At 64.1% G+C, this 22,303-nt stretch carries 22 protein-coding genes; 6 read left to right on the forward strand and 16 right to left on the reverse strand.

Going from position 1 to position 22,303, the window contains the following annotated elements; genetic code table 11:
- Positions 1-5: 5 nt before the first annotated feature.
- The 4 genes from purF to AC0L27_RS05475 all read left to right on the forward strand — a co-directional run bounded on the left by purF (position 6) and on the right by AC0L27_RS05475 (position 5,013).
- Positions 6-1,511 (forward strand): amidophosphoribosyltransferase, encoded by a 1,506-nt coding sequence (gene purF, locus AC0L27_RS05460; RefSeq protein WP_007609288.1) that lies wholly within the window; start codon positions 6-8, stop codon positions 1,509-1,511.
- 137 nt (positions 1,512-1,648) lie between these two features.
- A complete protein-coding gene (locus AC0L27_RS05465) occupies positions 1,649-2,389 on the forward strand; it encodes an SDR family NAD(P)-dependent oxidoreductase (RefSeq protein ID WP_354203988.1) in 741 nt (246 codons plus the stop codon).
- Between the two features lie 78 nt (positions 2,390-2,467).
- A complete protein-coding gene (locus tag AC0L27_RS05470; protein WP_354203990.1) occupies positions 2,468-3,616 on the forward strand; it encodes an NHL repeat-containing protein in 1,149 nt (382 codons plus the stop codon).
- Between the two features lie 170 nt (positions 3,617-3,786).
- A complete protein-coding gene (locus AC0L27_RS05475; protein ID WP_275167232.1) occupies positions 3,787-5,013 on the forward strand; it encodes an ABC transporter substrate-binding protein in 1,227 nt (408 codons plus the stop codon).
- 112 nt (positions 5,014-5,125) lie between these two features.
- On the opposite strand, the gene AC0L27_RS05480 is transcribed toward AC0L27_RS05475, so the two are convergent.
- The 8 genes from AC0L27_RS05480 to AC0L27_RS05515 all read right to left on the reverse strand — a co-directional run bounded on the left by AC0L27_RS05480 (position 5,126) and on the right by AC0L27_RS05515 (position 13,939).
- Positions 5,126-6,382, reverse strand: coding sequence for a TCR/Tet family MFS transporter (locus tag AC0L27_RS05480; RefSeq protein ID WP_354254928.1), 1,257 nt, complete (start codon positions 6,380-6,382; stop codon positions 5,126-5,128).
- Positions 6,379-7,761, reverse strand: a complete 1,383-nt coding sequence (gene der / locus AC0L27_RS05485; protein ID WP_354203994.1) for a ribosome biogenesis GTPase Der — start codon at positions 7,759-7,761, stop codon at positions 6,379-6,381. The genes AC0L27_RS05480 and der overlap by 4 nt, the downstream gene beginning before the upstream one ends.
- 49 nt (positions 7,762-7,810) lie before the next feature.
- On the reverse strand, positions 7,811-8,359 hold the full coding sequence (locus AC0L27_RS05490; protein ID WP_354203996.1) for a hypothetical protein: 549 nt from the start codon (positions 8,357-8,359) through the stop codon (positions 7,811-7,813).
- 26 nt (positions 8,360-8,385) lie between these two features.
- A complete protein-coding gene (locus AC0L27_RS05495; protein WP_354055183.1) occupies positions 8,386-9,039 on the reverse strand; it encodes a tetratricopeptide repeat protein in 654 nt (217 codons plus the stop codon).
- A 168-nt stretch (positions 9,040-9,207) separates the two neighbouring features.
- A complete protein-coding gene (locus tag AC0L27_RS05500; protein ID WP_473318062.1) occupies positions 9,208-10,800 on the reverse strand; it encodes a class I adenylate-forming enzyme family protein in 1,593 nt (530 codons plus the stop codon).
- 73 nt (positions 10,801-10,873) lie between these two features.
- On the reverse strand, positions 10,874-11,458 hold the full coding sequence (locus tag AC0L27_RS05505; RefSeq protein WP_354055187.1) for an NnrU family protein: 585 nt from the start codon (positions 11,456-11,458) through the stop codon (positions 10,874-10,876).
- A 71-nt stretch (positions 11,459-11,529) separates the two neighbouring features.
- The gene (locus tag AC0L27_RS05510; protein WP_354204001.1) at positions 11,530-12,108 is read right to left on the reverse strand and encodes a hypothetical protein; all 579 of its coding nucleotides are present in this window, start codon (positions 12,106-12,108) and stop codon (positions 11,530-11,532) included.
- Between the two features lie 211 nt (positions 12,109-12,319).
- Entirely contained in the window at positions 12,320-13,939 is a 1,620-nt protein-coding gene (locus AC0L27_RS05515; protein WP_354204003.1) for a peptide chain release factor 3, read from the reverse strand.
- A gap of 169 nt (positions 13,940-14,108) precedes the next feature.
- Here AC0L27_RS05515 and sugE point away from each other — a divergent pair, with 169 nt between their 5' ends.
- Complete coding sequence (gene sugE / locus AC0L27_RS05520; protein ID WP_247408372.1) at positions 14,109-14,423, forward strand: quaternary ammonium compound efflux SMR transporter SugE; 315 nt, start codon at positions 14,109-14,111, stop codon at positions 14,421-14,423.
- Here sugE and AC0L27_RS05525 read toward each other — a convergent pair.
- The 7 genes from AC0L27_RS05525 to AC0L27_RS05555 form a co-directional block, all read right to left on the reverse strand.
- A complete protein-coding gene (locus tag AC0L27_RS05525; protein ID WP_354204005.1) occupies positions 14,416-15,423 on the reverse strand; it encodes an inorganic phosphate transporter in 1,008 nt (335 codons plus the stop codon). The genes sugE and AC0L27_RS05525 overlap by 8 nt on opposite strands.
- Positions 15,424-15,437: 14 nt before the next feature.
- Complete coding sequence (locus AC0L27_RS05530; protein WP_007609240.1) at positions 15,438-16,082, reverse strand: DUF47 domain-containing protein; 645 nt, start codon at positions 16,080-16,082, stop codon at positions 15,438-15,440.
- Between the two features lie 158 nt (positions 16,083-16,240).
- Positions 16,241-17,209 carry a branched-chain amino acid ABC transporter permease gene (locus tag AC0L27_RS05535; RefSeq protein ID WP_354204008.1) on the reverse strand — a complete coding sequence of 323 codons (969 nt, stop codon included), beginning with the start codon at positions 17,207-17,209 and terminating at the stop codon, positions 16,241-16,243.
- A 1-nt stretch (position 17,210) separates the two neighbouring features.
- Positions 17,211-18,074, reverse strand: a complete 864-nt coding sequence (locus tag AC0L27_RS05540) for a branched-chain amino acid ABC transporter permease (RefSeq protein ID WP_275167246.1) — start codon at positions 18,072-18,074, stop codon at positions 17,211-17,213.
- A gap of 72 nt (positions 18,075-18,146) precedes the next feature.
- Positions 18,147-19,370 (reverse strand): ABC transporter substrate-binding protein, encoded by a 1,224-nt coding sequence (locus AC0L27_RS05545; RefSeq protein ID WP_275167247.1) that lies wholly within the window; start codon positions 19,368-19,370, stop codon positions 18,147-18,149.
- Between the two features lie 26 nt (positions 19,371-19,396).
- Positions 19,397-20,143 (reverse strand): ABC transporter ATP-binding protein, encoded by a 747-nt coding sequence (locus AC0L27_RS05550; RefSeq protein ID WP_354055201.1) that lies wholly within the window; start codon positions 20,141-20,143, stop codon positions 19,397-19,399.
- Complete coding sequence (locus AC0L27_RS05555; RefSeq protein WP_018459153.1) at positions 20,136-20,891, reverse strand: ABC transporter ATP-binding protein; 756 nt, start codon at positions 20,889-20,891, stop codon at positions 20,136-20,138. Before AC0L27_RS05555 ends, AC0L27_RS05550 begins: the two co-directional genes overlap by 8 nt.
- A gap of 335 nt (positions 20,892-21,226) precedes the next feature.
- On the opposite strand from AC0L27_RS05555, the gene AC0L27_RS05560 reads away from it, so the two are divergent.
- Positions 21,227-21,910 carry a PAS domain-containing protein gene (locus tag AC0L27_RS05560; protein WP_354204011.1) on the forward strand — a complete coding sequence of 228 codons (684 nt, stop codon included), beginning with the start codon at positions 21,227-21,229 and terminating at the stop codon, positions 21,908-21,910.
- Between the two features lie 3 nt (positions 21,911-21,913).
- Here AC0L27_RS05560 and AC0L27_RS05565 read toward each other — a convergent pair whose 3' ends face one another.
- On the reverse strand, positions 21,914-22,288 hold the full coding sequence (locus AC0L27_RS05565; RefSeq protein ID WP_354204013.1) for an ArsC family reductase: 375 nt from the start codon (positions 22,286-22,288) through the stop codon (positions 21,914-21,916).
- Positions 22,289-22,303: the final 15 nt, after the last annotated feature.

The following is a 22,303-nucleotide window of genomic DNA, read 5'->3' on the forward strand; positions in this document are numbered from 1 at the left end:
ACGAGATGCGAAATCCTGACCAGGACGCCCTACTTGATCTCGGCCCGGCCGCGCTGGAACTTCAAGACGATCTGGAGGGGGATACGCTGCGCGAGGAATGCGGCGTCTTCGGCATCTACGGCCACCCCGATGCCGCCGCCATCACGGCGCTCGGCCTCCACGCCCTTCAGCACCGCGGCCAGGAAGCCGCCGGCATCGTCTCCTATGACGGCGGCCGCTTTCATTCCGAACGCCGCCTCGGTCTCGTCGGCGACACCTTCTCCCGCCGCGAGGTGATCGACCGCCTGCCCGGCACAATGGCAGTCGGCCATGTCCGCTATTCCACCACGGGCGCGACCATCCTGCGCAACGTGCAGCCGCTGTTCGCCGAACTGAATGCCGGCGGCCTTGCTGTCGCCCACAACGGCAACCTCACCAACGGCCTGACGCTGCGCCGCGAGCTCGTGAAGAACGGCGCGATGATGCAGTCGACCACCGACACCGAGGTGATCCTGCACCTGGTCGCGCGCTCCAGGCGCAGTCGCTTCATCGAGCGCTATATCGACGCGCTGCGCGAGATCGAGGGCGCCTATGCGCTGGTGTCGCTGACCAACAAGAAGCTGGTCGGCGCGCGCGATCCGCGCGGCATCCGTCCGCTGGTGCTCGGCGAACTCGATGGTTGCCCGATCCTGACCTCCGAGACCTGCGCCCTCGACATCATCGGCGCACGCTTCGTCCGCGACATCGAGCCCGGCGAGGTGATCGTGTTCGACGAGAACGGTCAGGACATTCACAAGCCGTTCCCGCCGATCGCGCCGCGGCCCTGCATCTTCGAGTACATCTACTTCTCCCGTCCGGACTCCATCGTCCACGGACGCTCGGTCTACGAGGTGCGCAAGGCCTTCGGTGCCCAGCTTGCGCGCGAGAGCCACGTGCCGGTCGACGTCGTGGTGCCGGTGCCGGATTCCGGCGTGCCCGCGGCAGTCGGCTACAGCCAGCATTCCGGCATCCCGTTCGAACTCGGCATCATCCGCAACCATTATGTCGGCCGAACCTTCATCCAGCCGACGCAAGCGATCCGCGAATCCGGCGTACGCATGAAGCATTCGGCCAACCGCGCCGCGATCGAAGGCAAGCGCATCATCCTGATCGACGATTCGCTGGTGCGCGGTACCACCTCGAAGAAGATCGTGCGCATGATGCGCGATGCCGGCGCCAAGGAAGTGCACTTCCGCCTCGCCTCGCCGCCGATCCTCTATCCCGACTATTACGGCATCGACCTACCGGACCGCGGTGGTCTTCTTGCGGCGACGCACTCGCTCGAAGAGATGCGCGAGATCATCGGCGCCGACTCGCTTGCCTTCCTGTCGATCGACGGCATGTACCGCGCCATGGGCGAGCCCGGCCGCGACCCCGCCAATCCGAAATTCTCGGATCATTGTTTCACCGGGGCCTATCCGACCCACCTCACCGACCAGACCCAGACCGAGCAGCAGCCCCGGCAATTGTCGCTGCTGGCGGAGGCGAGCTGACGGCGCAGCCGTCATCCCGGGGCGGTCCGCAGGATTTTCTTGCAACCTCTGGATTCCGGGTTCGATGCTTCGCATCGCCTCGGAATGACGGCGTATTGGGGGCTTGTCCCGGCCATCTACGCCTGTAAAACCCGGCCATGACAAATCCCCTCGCCAACCGCATCGCTCTCGTCACCGGCGCCTCGCGCGGCATCGGTTTTGCCACGGCAAAAGCGCTGGCCAGGGCCGGCGCGCATATCGTCGCCGTGGCGCGCACGCAGGGCGGGCTGGAAGAGCTCGACGACGAGATCCGCAAGGACGGCGGCAGCGCAACGCTGGTGCCGCTCAACCTGACTGATTCCGACGGCATCGCGCGGCTGGGCGCCGGCCTGCACGAACGCTACGGCAAGCTCGACATCCTCGTCGGCAATGCGGGCGTGCTCGGCCCCTCCTCGCCGATCGGCCATATCGAGCTGAAGGCCTTCACCGACGTGATGGCGGTCAACGTCGCCGCGAACTTCCAGCTGATCCGCTGCATGGAGCCGCTGCTCAAGCAGTCCGACGCCGGTCGCGCGGTGTTCGTCACGTCCGGCGCTGCCAACAAGGCGACCGCCTATGTCAGCCCCTACGCCGCCTCCAAGGCGGCGCTGGAAACGCTGGCGCGCGCCTGGGCGCAGGAGACCGCGAATACCAAGCTGCGCGTCAATTTGTTCAATCCCGGCCCCGTCCGCACCCGCATGCGCGCGACGCTGATGCCGGGCGAGGATCCGGCGACGCTCGATACAGCCGAGCAGGTCGCCGAATTGATCGTGCCGATGTGCGCGCCTGATTGGACCGAGACCGGCAAGTTCTACGACTACAAGAGCCGCAGCCTGATGAGCTTCCGCTCGCCGGCCTGATTGACTTGACGGCCTCCCCGCGATTGACTGCCCGCGCTCAAGCGGCAGCAAGCTGCAGGCCAAAAAAGGGAGGTTGCCATGGCGTCATGGCGGAATCGCGCAGGCTCAACGAATGCGCTCGCAAATGTCTCTCGCATCCGCTCCGTCCTGATCGCGGCCGTGGCGTTTGCGCTCCCGGGCGCGGCAACCGCCGGCGATGTCCCGACCTTCGCGGTCGATGCTTCCTGGCCAAAGCCGTTGCCGAACAACTGGATCCTCGGTCAGGTCGGCGGCATCACCGTCGACTGGCAGGGCCACATCTGGGTGATCCATCGGCCGCGCTCGCTCACCGACGACGAGAAAGGCGCGAGCCTCACCCCGCCGCGCTCGAAATGCTGCGTCTCGGCGCCGCCGGTGCTCGAATTCGACAGCGACGGCAATCTGCTGCGATCGTGGGGCGGCGCGGGCGAAGGCTATGAATGGGTCGGCCGCGAGCACGGCATCGAGGTCGACGAGCGCGGCTTCGTCTGGGTCGGCGGCAATGCCGACAATGACAACGCGATCCTGAAATTCACCCTCGACGGCAAGTTCGTCGCCCAGATCGGCAAGATCGCGCCGAGCCTCGGCAGCAACGACACGACGCAGCTCGGCAAGCCCGCCGAGACCGCGATCGACAAGACCGCCAACGAAATCTACGTCGCCGATGGCTACGGCAATCGCCGCGTCATCGTCTTCGACGCGACCACTCTCGCCTACAAGCGGCATTGGGGCGCCTACGGCAACAAGCCCGACGACACCAAGCAGGCGGCGTACGATCCCAAAGCGCCGGTGTCGCAGCAGTTCGGCAATCCCGTCCATTGCGTAAAGCTCGCCAATGACGGTCTCGTCTACGTCTGCGACCGCATCAACAACCGCATCCAGGTCTTCAAGAAGGACGGCACTTTCGTGAAGGAGTTCTTCTTCGAGAAGAACACGCTCGGCAACGGCGCGGTGTGGGACATCGCGATCTGGCCCGATCCGAAGCAGACCTGGCTGCTCAGCGCGGACGGCGAAAACAACGAGATCAGGGTCATCAAGCGCGAGGACGGCAGCGTGGTCGGAAGCTTCGGGCACAGCGGCCGCAACGCCGGACAATTGCACTGGGTGCATGCCATGGCGATCGACGCCAAGGGTAACGTCTATACCGCCGAGGTCGACACCGGAAAGCGCATCCAGAAATTCAAGTTGACGTCGGACGCGCTGAAATAGCGTCTCGACGCATTTTACCCAAAAGTTAACGGAGGGATGACGCTGCGACTCAGCGTCATCCGGCTTTAGGCGCATTGCCGCCGGCCGTGGGACACGGTAGAGCCATCAGCCGGAACAAGGCTCCCATCCAAGAGAGCTGTCCGCATGTTTGACAATGGAGGAAACCTTTTATGACGACGACGTTCGCGCGCCGCTCCGCGGCCCTTCTGGCCTGTGCCGCCTTCGGTTTTGCCACATCCGCCTACGCCCAGGACAAGACCGTCAAGATCGGCGTGCTTAACGACATGTCCAGCCTCTATGCCGACATCGGCGGCCCGAACTCCGTGGTCGCGATCAAGATGGCGGTCGAGGATTCCGGCCTGCTCAAGAAGGGCTGGAAGATCGACGTGCTGAGCGGCGACCACCAGAACAAGCCCGACATCGGCGTTAACATCGCCCGGCAATGGATCGACAACGACAAGGTCGATGCGATCGCGGACACGCCGAGCTCCGGCGTGGCGCTCGCGGTGAGCAACCTCGTCAAGGAGAAGAATGCGGTGCTGCTCAATTCGGGCGCCGCCACCGCGGACCTCACGGGTAAGGCCTGCACACCGAACACGGTCTCCTATACCTACGACACCTACATGCTCGCCAACGGTACCGGCAAGGCGTTGACCAAGGCCGGCGGCGACAGCTGGTTCTTCCTCACCGCCGACTACGCGTTCGGACATGCGTTGGAGCGCGATACCAGCGCCGTCGTCACCGCCAATGGCGGCAAGGTGCTCGGTGGTGTCAAGCATCCGCTCAACACCGCAGACTTCTCCTCCTTCCTGCTGCAGGCCCAGTCGTCGAAATCAAAGATCGTCGGTCTCGCCAACGCCGGCGGCGACACCACCAATGCGATCAAGCAGGCCGCCGAGTTCGGCATTGTGCAGGGCGGGCAGAAGCTCGCGGCGCTGCTGCTGTTCATCAACGACGTGCATTCGCTGGGTCTGAAGACCGCCCAAGGCCTGACCTTCACGGAATCCTTCTATTGGGACATGAACGACCAGACCCGCGCCTGGTCGAAGCGCTTCTCGGCGCTGGCCAGCAAGAATGCGATGCCCTCCATGACCCAGGCCGGCAATTACGCGATGGTGCTGCATTATCTGAAGGCGATGGACGCGCTCGGCGGCAACCCGCATGACGGTGCCAAGGTCGTCGCCAAGATGAAGGAGCTGCCGACCGACGACCCGCTGTTCGGCAACGGCCCGCTGCGCGCGGACGGGCGCCGTCTCATCCCGGCCTATCTGTTCGAGGTGAAGAAGCCCGAAGAATCGAAGGGACCGTGGGACTACTACAAGCAGATCGCCACGATCGCGGCGGAAGACGCAGCCAAGCCGCTCAAGGACAGCGAGTGTCCGTTGGTGAAGAAGTAAGAAGTCGTAGGGTGGGTTAGCTCTGCGGCTGCGCAAAGCGCAGTCTGCAGGACGTAACCCACCTCTTCTCGCGCGTCGGACAAGGTGGCGGATTACGCTTCGCTAATCCGCCCTACGGTTCTGATCTCGCCGCTCCCAGCGCCCGCACCGCGATCGCCACGCACACCACCATCAAGACCGCCGCGAGCAGGAACGGCGCCCCGGGCAGCTGCCATGGCGCGCTGGCGCCGATGAAGTATGAAAACGTCAGCGTGAACAGGAACGGGCCGACGAGCTGCGACACGCTCTGCACGCTCGCGGTCGCGCCCTGCAACTGGCCCTGCTGATCGGGCGCGACCAGGCGCGTCATCAGTGATTGCATGGCGGCGCCCGAAATGCCCCACAGCGACATCACGGGAATGCCGATCCAGAACAGCGGCCCGGTCGGCGCCGCGCCGAAGATCACGAAGCCGATCGCGCCACAGCACAGGCCCATCAACAAGGCGTTGCGCTCGCCGAGCACGCGCACGATCGGGCCGATCGCGAGCCCCTGCACCACCATGGCGCAGATGCCGACCATCGCCAGCGTCAACCCCACGGTTTTCGAATCCCAGCCGTAGCGATAGGTGGCGTAGAGCACGAAGGTCGAGGGAAGCACGACATGCGCGACCTGCGCGATGAAGTTGACGACGGACAACGCAGCGAGCACCGCGTTGGAACGCAGCAGGCGGAGCGCACCGAGCGGATTGGCGCTCCTCCAGCGGAACGGCGCACGCTTGTCCGGCGCCAGCGATTCCGGCAGAACGAAGAGCCCATAGAGCGCGTTGGCAAAGCTCAGGGCCGCCGAGGCCCAGAATGGCAGGCGCGGATCGATATCGCCGAGCAGGCCGCCCAGCGCCGGGCCCAGCACGAAGCCAGCGCCGAACGCAGCCCCAATCCTGCCGAACACCGCCGCGCGCCGCTCCGGCGGCGTGATGTCGGCGATATAGGCAAAGGCGGTCGAGATGCTCGCCGAGGTAATGCCCGAGATGACGCGGCCGATGAACAGCCAGACCAGCGACGGCGCCAGCGCCATCAGCACGTAGTCGGCCGCGAGCCCGAAATTCGACAGCAGCACCACCGGCCGCCGCCCGAAGCGATCCGACAGCGCGCCGAGCACCGGCGAGAACACGAACTGCATCAGCGCCCAGGCGGTGCCGAACAGGCCGAAGATGCGGGCCGCATGCGCCGTGTCGTTGTCGACGAAGCTCTCGATCAGTTTTGGCAGGATCGGCATGATCACGCCGAGCGCGAGCATGTCGAGCAGGATGGTGACGAAGATGAAGGCGACCGCACCGCGCCGGACTGGCGCTGCGCCCTGCGCCATCGCCTCGCCGGCATCGTTGCTCACGACGGCCGCTTGCGCTTATGGGCGAACGGATTGGCCTTCTCGCGCAGGGTGATACGCACCGGCGTGCCCGGCAGCTCGAAGGCCTCACGCAGCGAATTGGTGAGATAGCGCAGATAGGACTGCGGCACCGCGTCTGCGCGCGAGCAGAACAGCACGAAGCTCGGCGGGCGCGCCTTGGTCTGCGTGATGTAATTCAGCTTGAGGCGTCGGCCGGACACGGCCGGCGGCGGATTGGCCTGGACCGCCTCCTCGAACCAGCGGTTCAGCGCCGCCGTCGACACACGCCTGTTCCAAAGCGCATAGGCATCCTGGATCGCCTGCATCAATCGATCGATGCCCTCGCCCATCAAGCCGGAGACGGCGACGATCGGCACGCCCTTGATCTGCGGCAGCAAGTGATCGGCATCGCGGCGCAGGTTCGAGATCGCGCCGCCACCCTTGCTCTCCATCAGGTCCCATTTGTTGACGGCGAGCACGACGGCGCGACCCTCGCGCTCGATCAGGTCGGCGATGCGAAGATCCTGCTCCTCGAAGCGGTTCTGCGCATCCATCATCATCACGACGACTTCGGCAAAGCGCACCGCGCGCAGTGCGTCGGCGACCGAGAGCTTCTCGAGCTTCTCCTCGATCCGCGAGCGCCGGCGCAGACCTGCGGTGTCGAACACGCGAAACTCGCGGCCCTTCCAATTGATCTCGACCGCGATGGAATCGCGCGTGGTGCCTGCCTCCGGGCTCGTCAGCAGGCGCTCCTCGCCGAGCAGATGATTGATCATCGTCGACTTGCCGGCGTTGGGCCGGCCGACGATCGCGACCCGGATCGGACGCGTAGCGGCCTCTTCCTCCGTCAGCGGCTCGTCGTTTTCGAAGTCATCGTCCTCCACCGGCTCCGGCATAAGCACTCTAAGAGCGTCGTAGAGCTCACCCATGCCCTCGCCGTGCTCGGCCGAGATCTGGATGGGATCGCCGAGGCCGAGCGCGAAAGCCTCCATCGCGCCGGCATCGCCATGCTTGCCTTCGCTCTTGTTGGCGACGAGCAGCACCGGCTTGTTGGCTTTGCGGGCGAAATCGGCGAAGGCGCGATCGTTGGGCGTGAGGCCCATACGGGCATCGATCACGAAGAACAGCGCGTCGGCCTGAGCGATCGCGGCCTCCGTCTGCTCCTGCATGCGGGCAGTCAGCGAACCCTTGGCACCTTCATCGAGGCCGGCGGTGTCGATGATCGTGAAGTCGAGATCGCCGAGCCTGGCCTCGCCCTCGCGGCGGTCGCGGGTGACGCCGGGCAGGTCATCGACAAGCGCGAGCTTCTGCCCGACCAGGCGGTTGAACAGCGTCGACTTGCCGACATTGGGTCGGCCGATAATGGCAATCTTAAAGGACATGGGTCATTCGTGCGCTGCCGGAGCAGCGCCTGTCAATGAAATGAAATTATCAGCGCGAGAAGCTGCCGCTCGGCATCGGCGCCGGGAAGGCGCCCTGCGTTTGCTGCTGGGTGGTCTGGGTCGGCTGCGCCTGCTGGACCGGCTGATCGGGCGGCGGCGCGGTGGTGCGCTTGCGCACGATCTTCTGCCTGGGCGGCGGAGCGGCCGCGGGCGGCGCGGCCTCGGGCTGGGCCTCGCCATCGACTTCGCCGGCGGGCGCCTCAGCCGGCGCGACGGCCGCGCTGGCCGGCTGCCTGGTCTTTTTCGCCTTGGCCCCCTTCGCCGGCTTCGGCTCGGGCTGAGGCTCCACAGGCAAGGCCGCGACGGCGGGTCCGTTCGGATCGGGCAGTTGCTGCGCGCCCTTGTACATATCCTTGGGCACACCCTGCTCGAGTCCCGGCACGCCTTCCGGGAACACCGGCTTACGGTCGCCCGGCAGCTTCTTCTTGGTATCGAGGAAGTCGAGCATGTCGCTCGGATCGAAGCTGGAGCAACCGCCCAGCACGCCCGTGAAGGCGATCAGGACGGCGGCTGCGATCAAGCGTGGCGTGCGGCGCATATCGGTATCTCGTCTCAGCTCTCGGCTCAGCTCTTCGCTACGGGCGGCAGCAGGGCCTGCAGCGCCTCGGCCCGTGAGCGCAGGCCGGGCGGCGTTTCGCCATCCTCGGCAATCGCGTCGAGCCATTTGCGGGCCGCGGTCATGTCGTTGTTGCGCCAGGCCGACAGCGCCAGCATCTCGCGGGCGGTATGACGGAAGGTTGATTTGGGCGCGGTGGAGGCGTCCAGCCGCTGCTGCATGTCGGCATAGCCGGCGCTGTCGAGCAGGAGGCCTGCGGCGCGGATCTTTGCCAGATCCTGCCACTCGCCGCCTGTGCTGCGGTCGGCGGCGATGTCGTCATACAGCTTGGCGCCTGCCTTGGGATCGCGGGCTGCCGCCTCGGCCGCAGCACGCAGCCGCGCCAGGGTGCGATAGCCTGATGGAGCCTTGGCAGCGAGCTCGGTGAAGGCCGCCTCGGCCTCCGCATGCTTGTCCTGATCGGACAGCTCGGCGGCCTTCTCGAAGGCGGCGCCGGCCTCGGCAGCCTTCTTGGCCTCCACATACTGGTAAGCGCGCCAGCCACCCACGGCGGCGACGATCAGCACCATCAGGGCGATGAAGACAATCGAATATTTGTCCCACAGCTTCTTGAGCTGTTCGCGACGTACTTCCTCATCAACTTCGTCAAATAATTCAGACACTTATGCTAATCCCATGCCCGTCCGGGTGCGCGCGCCAAAGCGTTCGCGTCAGGAATCCCGTCCCCACGTGGCGGCGGGGTACCCTAACGATATGGCGGTGGCAAGGCAAAGCGAGCCCGATCAAGGCGTTAACCACCCGGGACAGCCCGGAGAGACCGCCTCCCCGGGTCAGGTCCCCAACAGCTCCCGTAGCTGCCGCTTCAGCACTTTGCCATTGGCATTGCGCGGCAGCGGCTCCGCGGTGATCACCATCGTTTCCGGGACCTTGTAGTCGGACAGCCGCTCCGCGCACCAGGCGCGCAAGGCCTCGCTGTCCACCGGTGCGCGCGCCACGACCACAGCGTGAACGCGTTCGCCCAGCACCGGGCACGCCTTGGCGACGATCGCACTCTCGACCACGGCGGGATGGCCGGCCAGCACGGATTCGACCTCGGCCGAATAGATCTTCAGGCCACCGCGATTGATCATGTCCTTCTGCCGGTCGAACACCCGGACAAATCCCTCCGCGTCGACCGAGCCGAGATCGCCGGAATGCCAGAACCCGCTGGTGAAGCTTTCGGCCGTGGCTTTCGGATTGTTCCAGTAGCCCTTGATCACGGAGGCACTCTGGATCCAGAGCTCACCGATTTCGCCAGGCGGCAGCTCACGCCCGTCCGCCCCCATTGCCAGGATGCGCGCACCCGGACACGGCAGGCCGACGCTGTCGATGTGGGTCGCCGTCAACTTGCCGGGCGTGATCGTGGACGGCGATGTGGTCTCGGTCGCGCCGTAGCAATTCGCAAGCTCGAGGCCGGGAATGATCGCCTTGAGCTTCTCGATGGTAGCGACCGGCATCGGTGCGCCGCCAAAGCCTCCGATGCGCCAGCTCGACAGATCGTAGCTCTCGAAATCGGGCTGGAGCAGGCAGAGATTGTACATCGCCGGCACCATCACCGTGTAGGTGACGCGCTCGCGCGCGGCGAGCTTGAGATATTCGCCGGCTTTGAACTCTGGCATGATGATCAGCGCGCCGCCGCAGCAGATCATCGTCGTGATATTGGCGACGACACCCGTGACGTGGCCGAGCGGCACCGCCGCGATCGAGCGATCGGCCGCCGTCAATCGCAGGCAGGACACGAAGATCATCGAGGAATGGACGATGTTGCAATGGGCCAGCATCGCGCCTTTCGGCTTGCCGGTCGTCCCCGAGGTGTAGAGGATCATCGCGGTGTCCTCCTCGCTCGTCTCGACCGGCGCCGCGGCCGGTGCGTTGTCGACGAGCACCGCGAAACGTGACAAAGCCGGATCGTCGTCCACGGCGATGCGGTGGACCATTTCGGGCACGTCCAGCGCATCTGGCAGCCGTTCTGCGAGTGCCGCCTCGTGGATCAATGTCTTTGCGCCGCAATCGCTGAGGACATAGGCGATTTCCGGTTTCTGCTGGCGCGTGCTGAGCAGCACCGTGACGAGCCCCTCATGCGCGGCAGCAAACAGAAGCAGCAGAAATTCGAGGCGGTTGCCGAGCAGGATCGCGACACGATCGCCGCGCTGCAATCCGAGCTTGCGAAATCCCGCCGCGATCCGCGCAGCCTGCTCCGCGGCCTCCCGCCAGCTGAGTCGGATATTGCCCGAGATCAGCGCTTCGCCATCGGGATTGCGGGCGCAGGCGTCCGCAATCATCGCCCACAGGCTCGATGGCCGATCGCAAAATGCCGGTACCACCCGATCGCCGAAGCGCGCCTCGAATCGCAGCGGCGGGATCTGAGAATGCGACCAGTCCATCGGGATGCCCTCGGCTTGTTGCTCTTGTTACCTTCCGCGCATGGGCATGCCGGTGCTGTCTTGTGCTGATCGGCTAGCCGCCGATCACGGGAACACCGATCACGACCGGATGGAACGCAAACGCCAGCGCCAGATATGCGACGATTCCAACCACGATCGCGATCAGATCGTTAGTGACGCCGCCCACCGGAATCGGCGGACCGCCGCCATCGGTGCGACGCTTCAGCGTGATGCGGTCATACACCGCCCAGCCCAGGAAAGAGCCGAACAGGATGATGGAGCCGAGATCGCCATTGGCCAGAAGATGCGCCGCCGCCCACAGCTTGATGCCGGCCAGCATCGGATGCTTCAGCGTCGCATAGATGCGGCCGCGCAGATAGGACGCAACCACCAGGATGACCGCCGGCAACATCAGCGCGAGCGTGATGTGCTTCAGCGCCTTCGGCGGATACCAGACGTCGATCCAGCCCGTCGCACGATAATGCGCGAAGCCCCAGATGATCAACGCGAGCCCCGCGAGCGAGGCGAGCGAGTAGAGGATTTTGTAGGTCCCCTCGCCCAGTCTCGCGATGGCCTGCGCGCGCGCCTCGCGTTTCGTCGTGAACACATGCGCCGCAAAAAACAGCGCAAGCCCCAGGATCATGACCAGCAGACCCACGAGATTCTCCCCTCAACCAGCGCCCCAGCCCATGGCGTATCATCGATTGGCCGCGGGTCGCAACTGATGGGCTACTTGCCGATCTCGCGATTGTCGACATACCGGATCGCGATCGGCCGCCCGGCCAGGGCACCGCCAAGACCGCCGGTGAATTTCAGCGGCAGGCAGGCGTTCAACGATGAATTGATCGCCTTGAGATAGGTGGTTCTCGTCTCGGCGGGCACGCCCGCGGTCGCAAAGGTCAGGCGCGGCGGGCCGATCAGGCCGCCCGATTTGTTGAAGCTGAAACGCACGGCGATCTGCATGCCCGCGCGCGCATTGTCCGATGGCGGCGACCAGCAGCTGCGCAGCTCGGCGAAGAGATCGCCGATCGTGTCGAGATCGTGATCCGGCTTTTGGTATTTGGCGCGATCGGCCTCCGTCGGCACGCTTTGGATCGTGAGCTGGAGGTTCTGGCCGTAGGGATAGTCGATCTCGGGAATACAGGGACCAGGCTCGAGCGGGCTGCAATAGGACGGCGTGCAGGGCCTGCCATCGAGGACGCTGCACGGCTCGTGCGAAAACGGAATTGGGTTGATTTGTCGCGGCCGCGCGTCCGCGGCGATCGTCGAGATCGCCAGCAGGAGGAAAACAAGGATGCCGCGCCACATGACCAGAACGTGGCATCGCCGGAGAAGCCGTCAAGCCCGCAAGCGTTCACATGCTCGCGCGTACACGCGGTGTCGTCGTCCGGCTTGACCGGACGACCCAGTATTCCAGAGGCGTTTGTGATTGAGCCGAGAGGCTGCGGCGTGCTGGATGCCCCGCTTTCGCGGAGCATGACAGCGGGGGGAGTGGCTGCAGAGCGGGCGAAGCCCCACCCTACCCCTTCTTCTTGACGTCCTTGACGTTGGTGAACTCGATGCCCTCGGCCCGTTCCCTGGTGTAGCCGAGATAGAACTCGTTCCGCGCCAGATAGACGGGATCCCCGTCGACATCATCGGCGATGCTGGAGGTGTTGGCCGCGATGAAGGTATCGAGCTTCTTGCGGTCCTCACAGGAGACCCAGCGCGCGAGCTGAAACTCGCTGACCTCGAATTCGACCGGCAGCGAATATTCCGCATCCAGCCGCGCCTTGAGCACGTCGAGCTGGAGTGCGCCGACGACGCCGACCAATGCGGGCGCGCCGTCGCGCGGGCGGAACACCTGCACAACGCCCTCTTCCGACATCTGCTGAAGTGCTTCCTTCAGCTTCTTCGCTTTCATCGCATCGGTCAGACGCACGCGGCGGACGATTTCCGGTGCAAAGCTCGGCACGCCGACGAAGTTGAAATCCTCACCGTCGGTCAACGTATCGCCGATCCGCAGCGTGCCGTGATTGGGAATGCCGACGACGTCGCCGGCATAGGCTTCGTCCGCAACCGAACGGTCCTGCGCGAAGAAGAATTGCGGGCTGGACAGCGGCATGCTCTTGCCGGTGCGCACCAGCTTCGCCTTCATGCCGCGGCTCAGCTTGCCGGAGCACAGCCGCGCAAAGGCGATGCGGTCGCGGTGGTTCGGATCCATGTTGGCCTGGATCTTGAACACGAAGGCGCTCATGCGGGGGTCGGTGGCTTCGACCTTGCGCTGATCGCTCTCCTGCGCGCGCGGCTCGGGCGCGAACTTGCCGAGCCCTTGCAGCAAGTCGCCGACGCCGAAATTGCGAAGCGCGCTGCCGAAATAAACCGGCGTCAGATGGCCCTCGCGAAATGCTTCGAGCTCGAACGGTTTTGAAGCCGCGGTGACGAGCTCGAGCTCGTCCTTGACCGCGGACACGTCGAGATTGGCGTTGAGCTTGGTGAGCTCGGCGATCTCGATCTGCTGCGCCGCGCCGGTCTTGGCGCCGCCGCCTTCGAGCAGGCGCACGCCGCCATTGACGACGTCGTAGGTCCCGAGGAAATCGCGGCCGCGGCCGACAGGCCAGGTCATTGGCGTGGTATCGAGCGCCAGCGTCTTCTCGATCTCGTCGAGGAGCTCGAACACGTCGCGGCTCTCGCGGTCCATCTTGTTGATGAAGGTGATGATCGGGATGTCGCGAAGACGGCACACCTCGAACAGCTTTCGGGTGCGCGCCTCGATGCCCTTGGCGGCGTCGATCACCATGACGGCGGAATCGACCGCCGTGAGCGTGCGATAGGTGTCTTCCGAAAAGTCCTCGTGGCCCGGCGTGTCCAGCAGGTTGAACACGAGCCCCTCGAACTCGAAGGTCATGACCGAGGTCACGACAGAGATGCCGCGCTCGCGCTCGATCTTCATCCAGTCCGAACGCGTATTGCGCCGCTCGCCCTTGGCCTTGACCTGGCCGGCCAGATTGATGGCGCCGCCGAACAGCAGCAGCTTTTCGGTCAGCGTGGTCTTGCCGGCGTCCGGATGCGAGATGATCGCAAAGGTACGCCGCCGCGACACTTCAGCGGCAAGCGAGGAACGGGCCGTCGATTCGGCTGTGGTGGCGATGTCGGACATTGCGGCAGCGTTTGGCAGGGAAAATGAGCCTGATCAAGCCTCATCTGGTGATTGCGGAGCCTTCCGGCCAGCCCCATATCCGGCCTGGGATCAGGTTGGGAGGGACGGCCTTCCCTTCCCATCACCACGCCAGTCGCGGGGACGACCCTGCCTTGAATGGAGGGTCGTCATGGCCTGGAGCATCCTGTTCGTCGCCGGTCTGCTGGAGATCTCCTGGGCGATCGGCCTCAAATATACCGAGGGGTTCAGCAAGCTCGTTCCGTCGGTCCTCACGCTCGGCGCCATGGCCGGCAGCATCATCCTGCTCGGGCTCGCCCTCAAATCGCTCCCGATTGGAACCGCTTATGCAGTCTGGACCGGAATCGGCGCAGTCGGTACCGCGACGCTCGGCATCATCCTGTTCGGCGAGCCGGCCACCGCGTTTCGCCTCGCCAGCATCGGACTGATCGTCGCCGGGATTGTCGGACTGAAGCTGGTTACCTGACGAAGATCTTGACCGCCCACCAGCTCAGCGCGGCGACGATGGCCGAGGCCGGCATCGTGATCACCCAGGCATAGACGATCGAGCTGGCGACGTTCCAGCGCACCGCCGAGAGGCGGCGAGCAGCGCCGACACCGACGATGGCGCCGGTAATGGTGTGGGTGGTCGAGACGGGAACACCGAGGAAGGTCGCCATGAACAGGGTCGCGGCACCGCCGGTCTCGGCGCAAAATCCCTGCATCGGGGTCAGCTTTGTGATGCGCAGGCCCATGGTCCGAACGATGCGCCAGCCGCCCATCAGCGTTCCCATCGCCATCGCGGCCTGGCAGGAGAGCACCACCCAGAAGGGGACGAAGAATTCGCCGCCGAGCTGGCCCTGCGAATAGAGCAGCACGGCGATGATGCCCATGGTCTTCTGCGCGTCGTTGCCGCCATGGCCGAGCGAATAGAGCGAAGCGGAGGCGAATTGCAGGATGCGGAAGGCGCGATCCACGGCAAAGGGCGTGGAGCGCACCGAGGCCCAGGAGACGATCGCAACCAGCACCATCGCGAGCAGGAAGCCGACCAGCGGAGACAACACGATGGCGATCACCGTCTTGGACAATCCGCTCCAGACCGCCGCCGAAAGCCCGGCCTTGGCTACGCCTGCACCAAACAAGCCACCGATCAATGCATGAGACGAGGACGATGGGATGCCGAGTGCCCATGTCACGAGGTTCCAGACGATGGCGCCGACGAGCGCGGCGAAGATCACCTGAGCATCTACGATCGCGGGATCGATGATGCCGGTGCCGATGGTCTGGGCGACGTGGAGCCCGAACACCAAGAAGGCGACGAAATTGAAGAACGCGGCCCAGAACACCGCGTATTGCGGCCGCAACACGCGGGTCGAGACGATGGTCGCGATCGAATTGGCGGCGTCGTGCAGGCCGTTCAGGAAGTCGAACAGCAGCGCGACGGCGATCAATCCGACCAGGACGGGAAGACCCAACGCAACATCCACGGCGTGGCCCTGCCCTATACTTGCTCGATGACGATGCTGTTGATCTCGTTGGCGACGTCGTCGAAGCGGTCGGCGACTTTCTCGAGGTGGTCGTAGATCTCTGCGCCGACGATGAAATCCATCGCGTTGCCGTCGCGATGCTTGAGGAACAGTTCCTTCAGCCCGATATCATGGAGGTCGTCGACGCGGCCTTCCAGCTTGCCCAGCTCTTCCGTGATCGCGGTCAGCATCGCCACGTTCTGACCGATCTTCTGCATCAGCGGCAGCGCACGGCCGACCAGATTGGCGCATTCGATCAGGAGCCCGCCGATCTCCCGCATCGGCGGCTCGAAGCTGCGGACTTCGAACAGCATCACGGCCTTGGCGGTCTGCTGCATCTGGTCGATGGCGTCGTCCATCGAGGTGATCAGGTTCTTGATGTCACCACGGTCGAACGGGGTGATGAAGGTGCGGCGCACCGCCGTCAGCACCTCACGGGTGATGTTGTCGGCATCGTTCTCGAACTGGTTGACGCGCTGGCAATAGACCGGCGTCTCCTCGCCCCCGTTGAGCATGCTCTGGAGCGCGATCGAGCCCTGGATCACGGTCTGGGCGTGGCGGTCGAACAGGTCGAAGAACCGTTCTTCCTTGGGCAGGAAAGCGCGAAACAATCGCATCATGGGGGAGAGACTACCGGTTGGATGATGGCCTGGCCCAAGCGGGCCGTCATGAAACTGTCATAGACCATTTTCGATCCACGCGCGTGCCACCTCACGCCCGTGGAGCCGGATCATCCACCGCTTTCGCACGTCAACACATCTTCCAATATATCAATGACTTACAGCGACCGCCGGAAGTAATGCGCGATTTCGCCGATGACGCCGCGGCGGAAGGTGAGCACGCAGATCACGAAGATCGAGCCCTGAATCACGGTCACCCATTGGCCGAACCCCGCCAGATATTGCTGCATGGCGATGATCACGAAGGCGCCGACCACGGGACCGAACACGGTTCCGAGTCCGCCGACAAGCGTCATCAGCACGACTTCGCCCGACATCGACCAGTGCACGTCGGTGAGCGAGGCATTCTGCGCCACGAAGACTTTCAGCGCACCGGCAAAGCCGGCCAGCGTGCCCGACAGGACGAAAGCCAGGAACTTGTACTGATCGGTCCGGTAACCGAGCGAGATCGCGCGCGGCTCGTTTTCGCGGATCGCCTTCAGGACTTCGCCGAACGGCGAGTTGATGATGCGGAAGATCAGCAGGAAGCCGGCGAGGAAGCCGACCAGAACCACGTAGTAGAGCACGGTCGGCTTGGTCAGATCGAACAGGCCAAACATGCGTCCCTGCGGGATGCCCTGGATGCCGTCTTCGCCATGGGTGAACGGCGCCTGGAGGTAGATGAAGTACAATAGCTGCGACAGCGCCAGCGTGATCATCGAGAAATAGATGCCCTGGCGGCGGATCGAGATATAGCCCGTGATGAGCGAGAGCACGAACGCACCGGCGACGCCGACGAGGATGCCGAGCTCCGGCGGCAGCGCCCAGACCTTCAGCGCATGCGCGCTGCAATAGCCGGCCGTCCCCAGGAACATCGCATGGCCGAAGGACAGCAAGCCGCCATAGCCGATCAGCAGGTTGAAGGCGCAGGCGAGCAGCGCGAAGCAGAGCGCCTGCATCACGAAGAACGGGTAGACTCCGGTGAATGGCACCGAAGCCAGCAGCAGCGCCATCACCACGAACACGATCATCTCGTCGCGGATCGAGCGCGGGGTTACCGGCAGCGTGTCGTCCGTCAAGGCTGTCATATCAGGCCGCCCTTCCCGTCAATCCCGTTGGCTTCACCAAGAGCACCAGCACCATGAGCACGAACACGACGGTGTTAGAGGCCTCGGGGTAGAAATATTTGGTCAGGCCCTCGATCACACCGAGCGCGAAGCCGGTGATGATGGAGCCCATGATCGAGCCCATGCCGCCGATCACCACCACCGCGAACACCACGATGATGAGGTCGGCGCCCATCAGCGGCCGCACCTGGTTGATCGGCGCCGACAGCACGCCGGCGAGCGCGGCAAGGCCGACACCGAGGCCGTAGGTCAGCGTGATCATGCGCGGCACGTTGACGCCGAAGGCGCGCACCAGCGTCGGGTTTTCGGTGGCGGCGCGCAAATAGGCGCCGAGCCGGGTCTTCTCGATCAAGAACCAGGTCGCGATGCAGACCACCAGCGAGAAGATGACGACCCAGCCGCGATAGACCGGCAGGAACATGAAGCCGAGATTCATGCCGCCCTTGAGCTGATCCGGAATGGCGTAAGGCAGGCCGGAGGAGCCGAAGTAGTTCTGGAACACGCCCTGCACGATCAGCGCAATGCCGAAGGTCAGGAGCAGACCGTAGAGATGATCGAGCCCGGTCAGCCATTGCAGCATGGTCCGTTCCAGGATCATGCCGAAGATGCCGACAATGATCGGCGCAAGCAGCAACGCCCACCAATAGTTGATGCCGCCGAGGTTCAGCAGGAAATAGGCGACGAACGCGCCCATCATGTAGAGCGCGCCGTGGGCGAAATTGATGATGTTGAGCATGCCGAAGATCACGGCAAGCCCGAGACTGAGCAGCGCGTAGAACGAGCCGTTGATCAGTCCCACCAGTAGCTGAGCGTAAAGAGCCTGCATCGATCCCGCACCCGGTCCCTTCGGCGTTCCCTGAAAGTCGCCCGCAGGCCTGATGGCCTGCGGGCGGTTATCTTACTTCTTCAAGAGAGCGCACTTGCTCTCGGACAGCGGCGTGAAGGCCTGGTCGCCCGGCACCGTGCCGACCAGCTTGTAGAAGTCCCACGGTCCCTTGGACTCGGAGGGCTTCTTCACCTCGAACAGATAGGCATTGTGGATAGTGCGGCCGTTGGGCTGGATCTCGCCCTTGCCGAACAGATCGTCTTCCGTCGGCATCGACTTCATCTTCTCGACGACCTTGGCGCCGTCATGCGGGTTGCCGCCGAGCGCTTCCAGGGCCTTGAAATAGTGACGCACGCCGGCATAGACCCCGGCCTGCACCATGGTCGGCGGCGCGTTGTTCTTCATCTTCTCGGCGAAGCGTTTAGAGAACGCACGGGTCTGGTCGTTCATGTCCCAGTAGAAGGTCTCGGTGAAGTTGAGGCCCTGTGCGGTCTCGAGGCCGATCGCCTTCACGTCGGTGAGGAACAGCAGCAGCGCCGCGAGCTTCTGGCCGCCCTTGACGATGCCGAATTCAGCCGCCTGCTTGATCGTGTTGGTGGTGTCGCCGCCGGCATTGGCAAGGCCGATGATCTTGGCCTTGGAGGCCTGCGCCTGGAGCAGGAAGGACGAGAAGTCCGGCGTGTTCAGCGGGTGCTTGACGCCGCCGACCACCTTGCCGCCATTTGCGGTAACGACAGCGGTGGTGTCGCGCTCCAGCGCCGCGCCGAAGGCGTAGTCCGCGGTCAGGAAGAACCAGGTGTCGCCGCCGGCCTTCACCAGCGCCTGGCCGGTGGTGTGGGCCAGCATGTAGGTGTCGTAGGTCCAGTGCACCGTGTTGGGCGAGCACTGCGCGTTGGTCAAATCCGAGGTCGCCGCGCCCGAGTTGATATAGACGCCGTTCTTTTCCTTGATGACATTGTTGACCGCAAGCGCCACGCCGGAATTCGGCACGTCGACGATGAGGTCGACCTTGTCGACGTCGAACCACTGCCGCGCGATCGCGGTGCCGATGTCGGGCTTGTTCTGGTGATCACCCGAGATGATATCTATCTTCCAGCCCTTCGCGACCAGGCCGGAATCTTCAATGGCCAGCTGCGCGGCGAGCGTCGAGCCGGGTCCGCCGAGGTCGGCATAGAGCCCGGACTGATCGGACAGCGCGCCGATCTTGACGGTCTTGTCCTGCGCGAAGGCTGCACCGGTGGCAGTCACGGCCAGCGCCGTGCCGAGCAGAAACGACGCAATCGACTTTGTGATCATGCTACTTCCCTGTGAATCTTTTTGTTCTAGACGCCGAGATAGGTGTGGAGCTTGTCCATGTTGGCGGCAAGCTCCGCATTGGCAAATCCGTCGATGATCTTGCCGTGCTCGACCACGTAATAGCGGTCGGCGACGGTGGATGCGAAACGGAAGTTCTGCTCGACCAGGAGGATCGTAAAACCCTCCTTCTTGAGCCGCGCAATGGTGTGGCCGATCTGCTGGATGATGACGGGCGCGAGACCCTCGGTCGGCTCGTCCAGCATCAGGAAGTTCGCGCCGGTGCGCAGGATGCGCGCGATCGCGAGCATCTGCTGCTCGCCGCCCGAGAGTTTGGTTCCCTGGCTGTTGAGCCGTTCCTTCAGGTTCGGAAACAGATCGAATATCTGCTCGAGCGGCAATCCGCCGGGGCGCACCACCGGTGGCAACAGCAGGTTCTCCCGGACATCGAGACTGGCGAAAATTCCCCGCTCTTCCGGGCAGAATGCGATTCCCATCCGCGCGATCTTGTCCGAGCTCGTGCGGATGATGTCCTGGTTGTTGAACTTCACCGAGCCGGTGCGCTTGCCGATGATGCCCATGATCGACTTCAGCGTGGTGGTCTTGCCGGCGCCGTTGCGCCCGAGCAGGGTGACGACCTCACCCGCGTTCACGTCGAAGTTGATCCCGTGCAGGATGTGGGACTCGCCGTACCAGGCTTCGAGGTTGCGGACCTGGAGGAGGTTGCCGCCGCTCGCGGCCTTTGCGGGAGCTTCCGCCGATGCAGTCTCAGCCATGACCGGCTCCCAGATAGGCTTCCTTGACGCGTTCGTCCTTGGTGAGCTCGCTGTAATGGCCCTGCGCCAGCACCTGCCCGCGCGTCAACACGGTGATGATGTCGGAGAGATTGGCCACGACGCTCAGATTATGCTCGACCATCAGGATGGTATATTTCGCGGAGATGCGCTTGATCAGCGCCGCGATCTTGTCGATGTCCTCGTGGCCCATGCCGGCCATCGGCTCGTCCAGCAGCATCATCTCTGGGTCGAGCGCGAGCGTGGTTGCGATCTCCAGTGCGCGCTTGCGCCCGTAGGGCATCTCGACCGCGGGCGTATTGGAAAACTCGCTGAGGCCGACATCGTTCAACAGCTCGCGCGCGCGATCGTTGAATTGGTTGAGCACGGATTTGGAGCGCCAGAAATCGAACGAGCTACCGTGCTGGCGCTGAAGCGCGACGCGGACGTTTTCCAGCGCGGTGAGATGGGGAAATACCGCCGAGATCTGGAACGAGCGAACCAGCCCCAGGCGGGCCACGTCGGCGGGCGCCATCGCGGTGATGTCCTGTCCCTTGTACAGGATTTTTCCGGCAGACGGTTTGAGGAACTTGGTCAAAAGATTGAAGCACGTCGTCTTGCCGGCGCCGTTCGGGCCGATCAACGCGTGAATGCTCCCACGGCGAACCTTGAGCGCAACGTCGCGGACGGCGAAGAAGCCCGCGAACTCCTTGGTCAAGCCTTCCGTTTCGAGAATGAACTCATCGGCCAAACAGTTTTCCCCCTGCCCGCACAACGCGCGTGGCTATCCTTGTTGCTTCGGCTTTCCGGAGGCCTTGGAGCCACTCCTTGGAGCCCATCCGGAACGCCGCCTCCGGGCGCGGAATATGCCGGAGGTGACGGGGGTTAGGCAAGGCGGAAAGCTGAGCAGGTCAGGCCTCCGGCCGGGAGACTTATGCTCCCTTAGTCGGACGTGTTTTGATGTCGCGCCTGCCCGGCCTCCCGGTTCGCAAAGCGCCGGTCATCAAGCCGTCGTTAACGGTCTTTCGTTCCCTGCGCCAGCCTTCATAGAAAATTTTCCCGCAGCGAGGATCATGCGCGGGTTTCATGCGTCCGGAATTTCTATTCGCCGGGAATATTGTCTTGGATTTTGCAAGCGCGGCTCCTTCCGTGGTCAAGTCGATCAGGCAGCGTGATCTCCTGAACACGTGGCTGCGGCTCTATGCGCGCCAGCAGACGGCCCCGGCGATCTGGGAGTACCAGCCTGCGCGGCTCGAGGAAGAGCTCTCCGATCTGATCTATTATACGGTGGATGCGTCGACGCCGACGCCGCGTCTGACCATCCAGAGCGAAGGTACGAGAATCTCTCGCGCCTATGGGCACACCGGCAAGGGCGTTCTGCTCGACGAGTATATCGGGCCGCGTCTCGTGCCTTTGGTGATGCCGGTCTATCATGAATGCGTGGCGCGCGGGCTGCCTGTCTACAGCGTTGCCGACGTCGATGACATCTACGGCCGTATCGTCGCCTATGAGCGCCTGCTGCTGCCTTTCCAGACCGACGGCAAGGTCTGTCACATCATCGCATCGCTCAAGACGTTCTGCGAGGACGGCGGCTTCGAGATCAAGAATCTGATGCGCGGAAATGACGCGCTGCCGCGCCCGAGATTGCGCGCGGTGATCGACCGCGACCTGTTCCATCGCCCCCCCGGCCGCATCGCGCCCGCCGAGCCGATCGAGTTCGCGGACCAGCAGGGCTCCGGTGTTCCCACCGAGATCATCGAGCTGAACTAGCGCTCAGCGCGATTTGACGGCGGCTTCCTTGGTCGTGACTTCCTTGGCATAGATCTCCGGCTTGAAGCCGACCAGCAGCTTGCCGCCAACTTCAAGCACCGGCCGCTTGATCATCGATGGTTGCGCTAGCATCAACGCCAGCGCCTTTTTCTCGGAGAGGCCTTCCTTGTCGGCATCGGGCAGCTTCTTGAAGGTCGTCCCGGCGCGGTTGAGCAGCGTCTCCCAACCGACCTTGTCGCTCCACTGCTTGAGCTTGTCCTTCTCCACGCCCGCCGTCTTGTAGTCGTGAAACGCGTAGGCGACGCCATGGGTGTCGAGCCAGGCGCGCGCCTTCTTCATGGTGTCGCAGTTCTTGATGCCGTAGATGATGTTGGGCAAGACAGTCCTCGCGCG

This window comes from Bradyrhizobium sp. Ken51 (genome assembly GCF_055807435.1).

What these genes read in the sequence shown, in the direction of transcription:
- AC0L27_RS05535 (WP_354204008.1), bottom strand. Translation starts at nt 17,209, where the DNA reads ATGACAGCCTTGACGGACGACACGCTGCCGGTAACCCCGCGCTCGATC.
- sugE (WP_247408372.1), top strand. Translation starts at nt 14,109, where the DNA reads ATGGCCTGGAGCATCCTGTTCGTCGCCGGTCTGCTGGAGATCTCCTGG.
- AC0L27_RS05510 (WP_354204001.1), bottom strand. Translation starts at nt 12,108, where the DNA reads ATGTGGCGCGGCATCCTTGTTTTCCTCCTGCTGGCGATCTCGACGATC.
- purF (WP_007609288.1), top strand. Translation starts at nt 6, where the DNA reads ATGCGAAATCCTGACCAGGACGCCCTACTTGATCTCGGCCCGGCCGCG.
- AC0L27_RS05465 (WP_354203988.1), top strand. Translation starts at nt 1,649, where the DNA reads ATGACAAATCCCCTCGCCAACCGCATCGCTCTCGTCACCGGCGCCTCG.
- AC0L27_RS05500 (WP_473318062.1), bottom strand. Translation starts at nt 10,800, where the DNA reads ATGGACTGGTCGCATTCTCAGATCCCGCCGCTGCGATTCGAGGCGCGC.
- AC0L27_RS05490 (WP_354203996.1), bottom strand. Translation starts at nt 8,359, where the DNA reads ATGCGCCGCACGCCACGCTTGATCGCAGCCGCCGTCCTGATCGCCTTC.
- AC0L27_RS05560 (WP_354204011.1), top strand. Translation starts at nt 21,227, where the DNA reads ATGCGTCCGGAATTTCTATTCGCCGGGAATATTGTCTTGGATTTTGCA.
- AC0L27_RS05545 (WP_275167247.1), bottom strand. Translation starts at nt 19,370, where the DNA reads ATGATCACAAAGTCGATTGCGTCGTTTCTGCTCGGCACGGCGCTGGCC.
- AC0L27_RS05475 (WP_275167232.1), top strand. Translation starts at nt 3,787, where the DNA reads ATGACGACGACGTTCGCGCGCCGCTCCGCGGCCCTTCTGGCCTGTGCC.
- der (WP_354203994.1), bottom strand. Translation starts at nt 7,761, where the DNA reads ATGTCCTTTAAGATTGCCATTATCGGCCGACCCAATGTCGGCAAGTCG.
- AC0L27_RS05540 (WP_275167246.1), bottom strand. Translation starts at nt 18,074, where the DNA reads ATGCAGGCTCTTTACGCTCAGCTACTGGTGGGACTGATCAACGGCTCG.
- AC0L27_RS05515 (WP_354204003.1), bottom strand. Translation starts at nt 13,939, where the DNA reads ATGTCCGACATCGCCACCACAGCCGAATCGACGGCCCGTTCCTCGCTT.
- AC0L27_RS05470 (WP_354203990.1), top strand. Translation starts at nt 2,468, where the DNA reads ATGGCGTCATGGCGGAATCGCGCAGGCTCAACGAATGCGCTCGCAAAT.
- AC0L27_RS05530 (WP_007609240.1), bottom strand. Translation starts at nt 16,082, where the DNA reads ATGATGCGATTGTTTCGCGCTTTCCTGCCCAAGGAAGAACGGTTCTTC.
- AC0L27_RS05550 (WP_354055201.1), bottom strand. Translation starts at nt 20,143, where the DNA reads ATGGCTGAGACTGCATCGGCGGAAGCTCCCGCAAAGGCCGCGAGCGGC.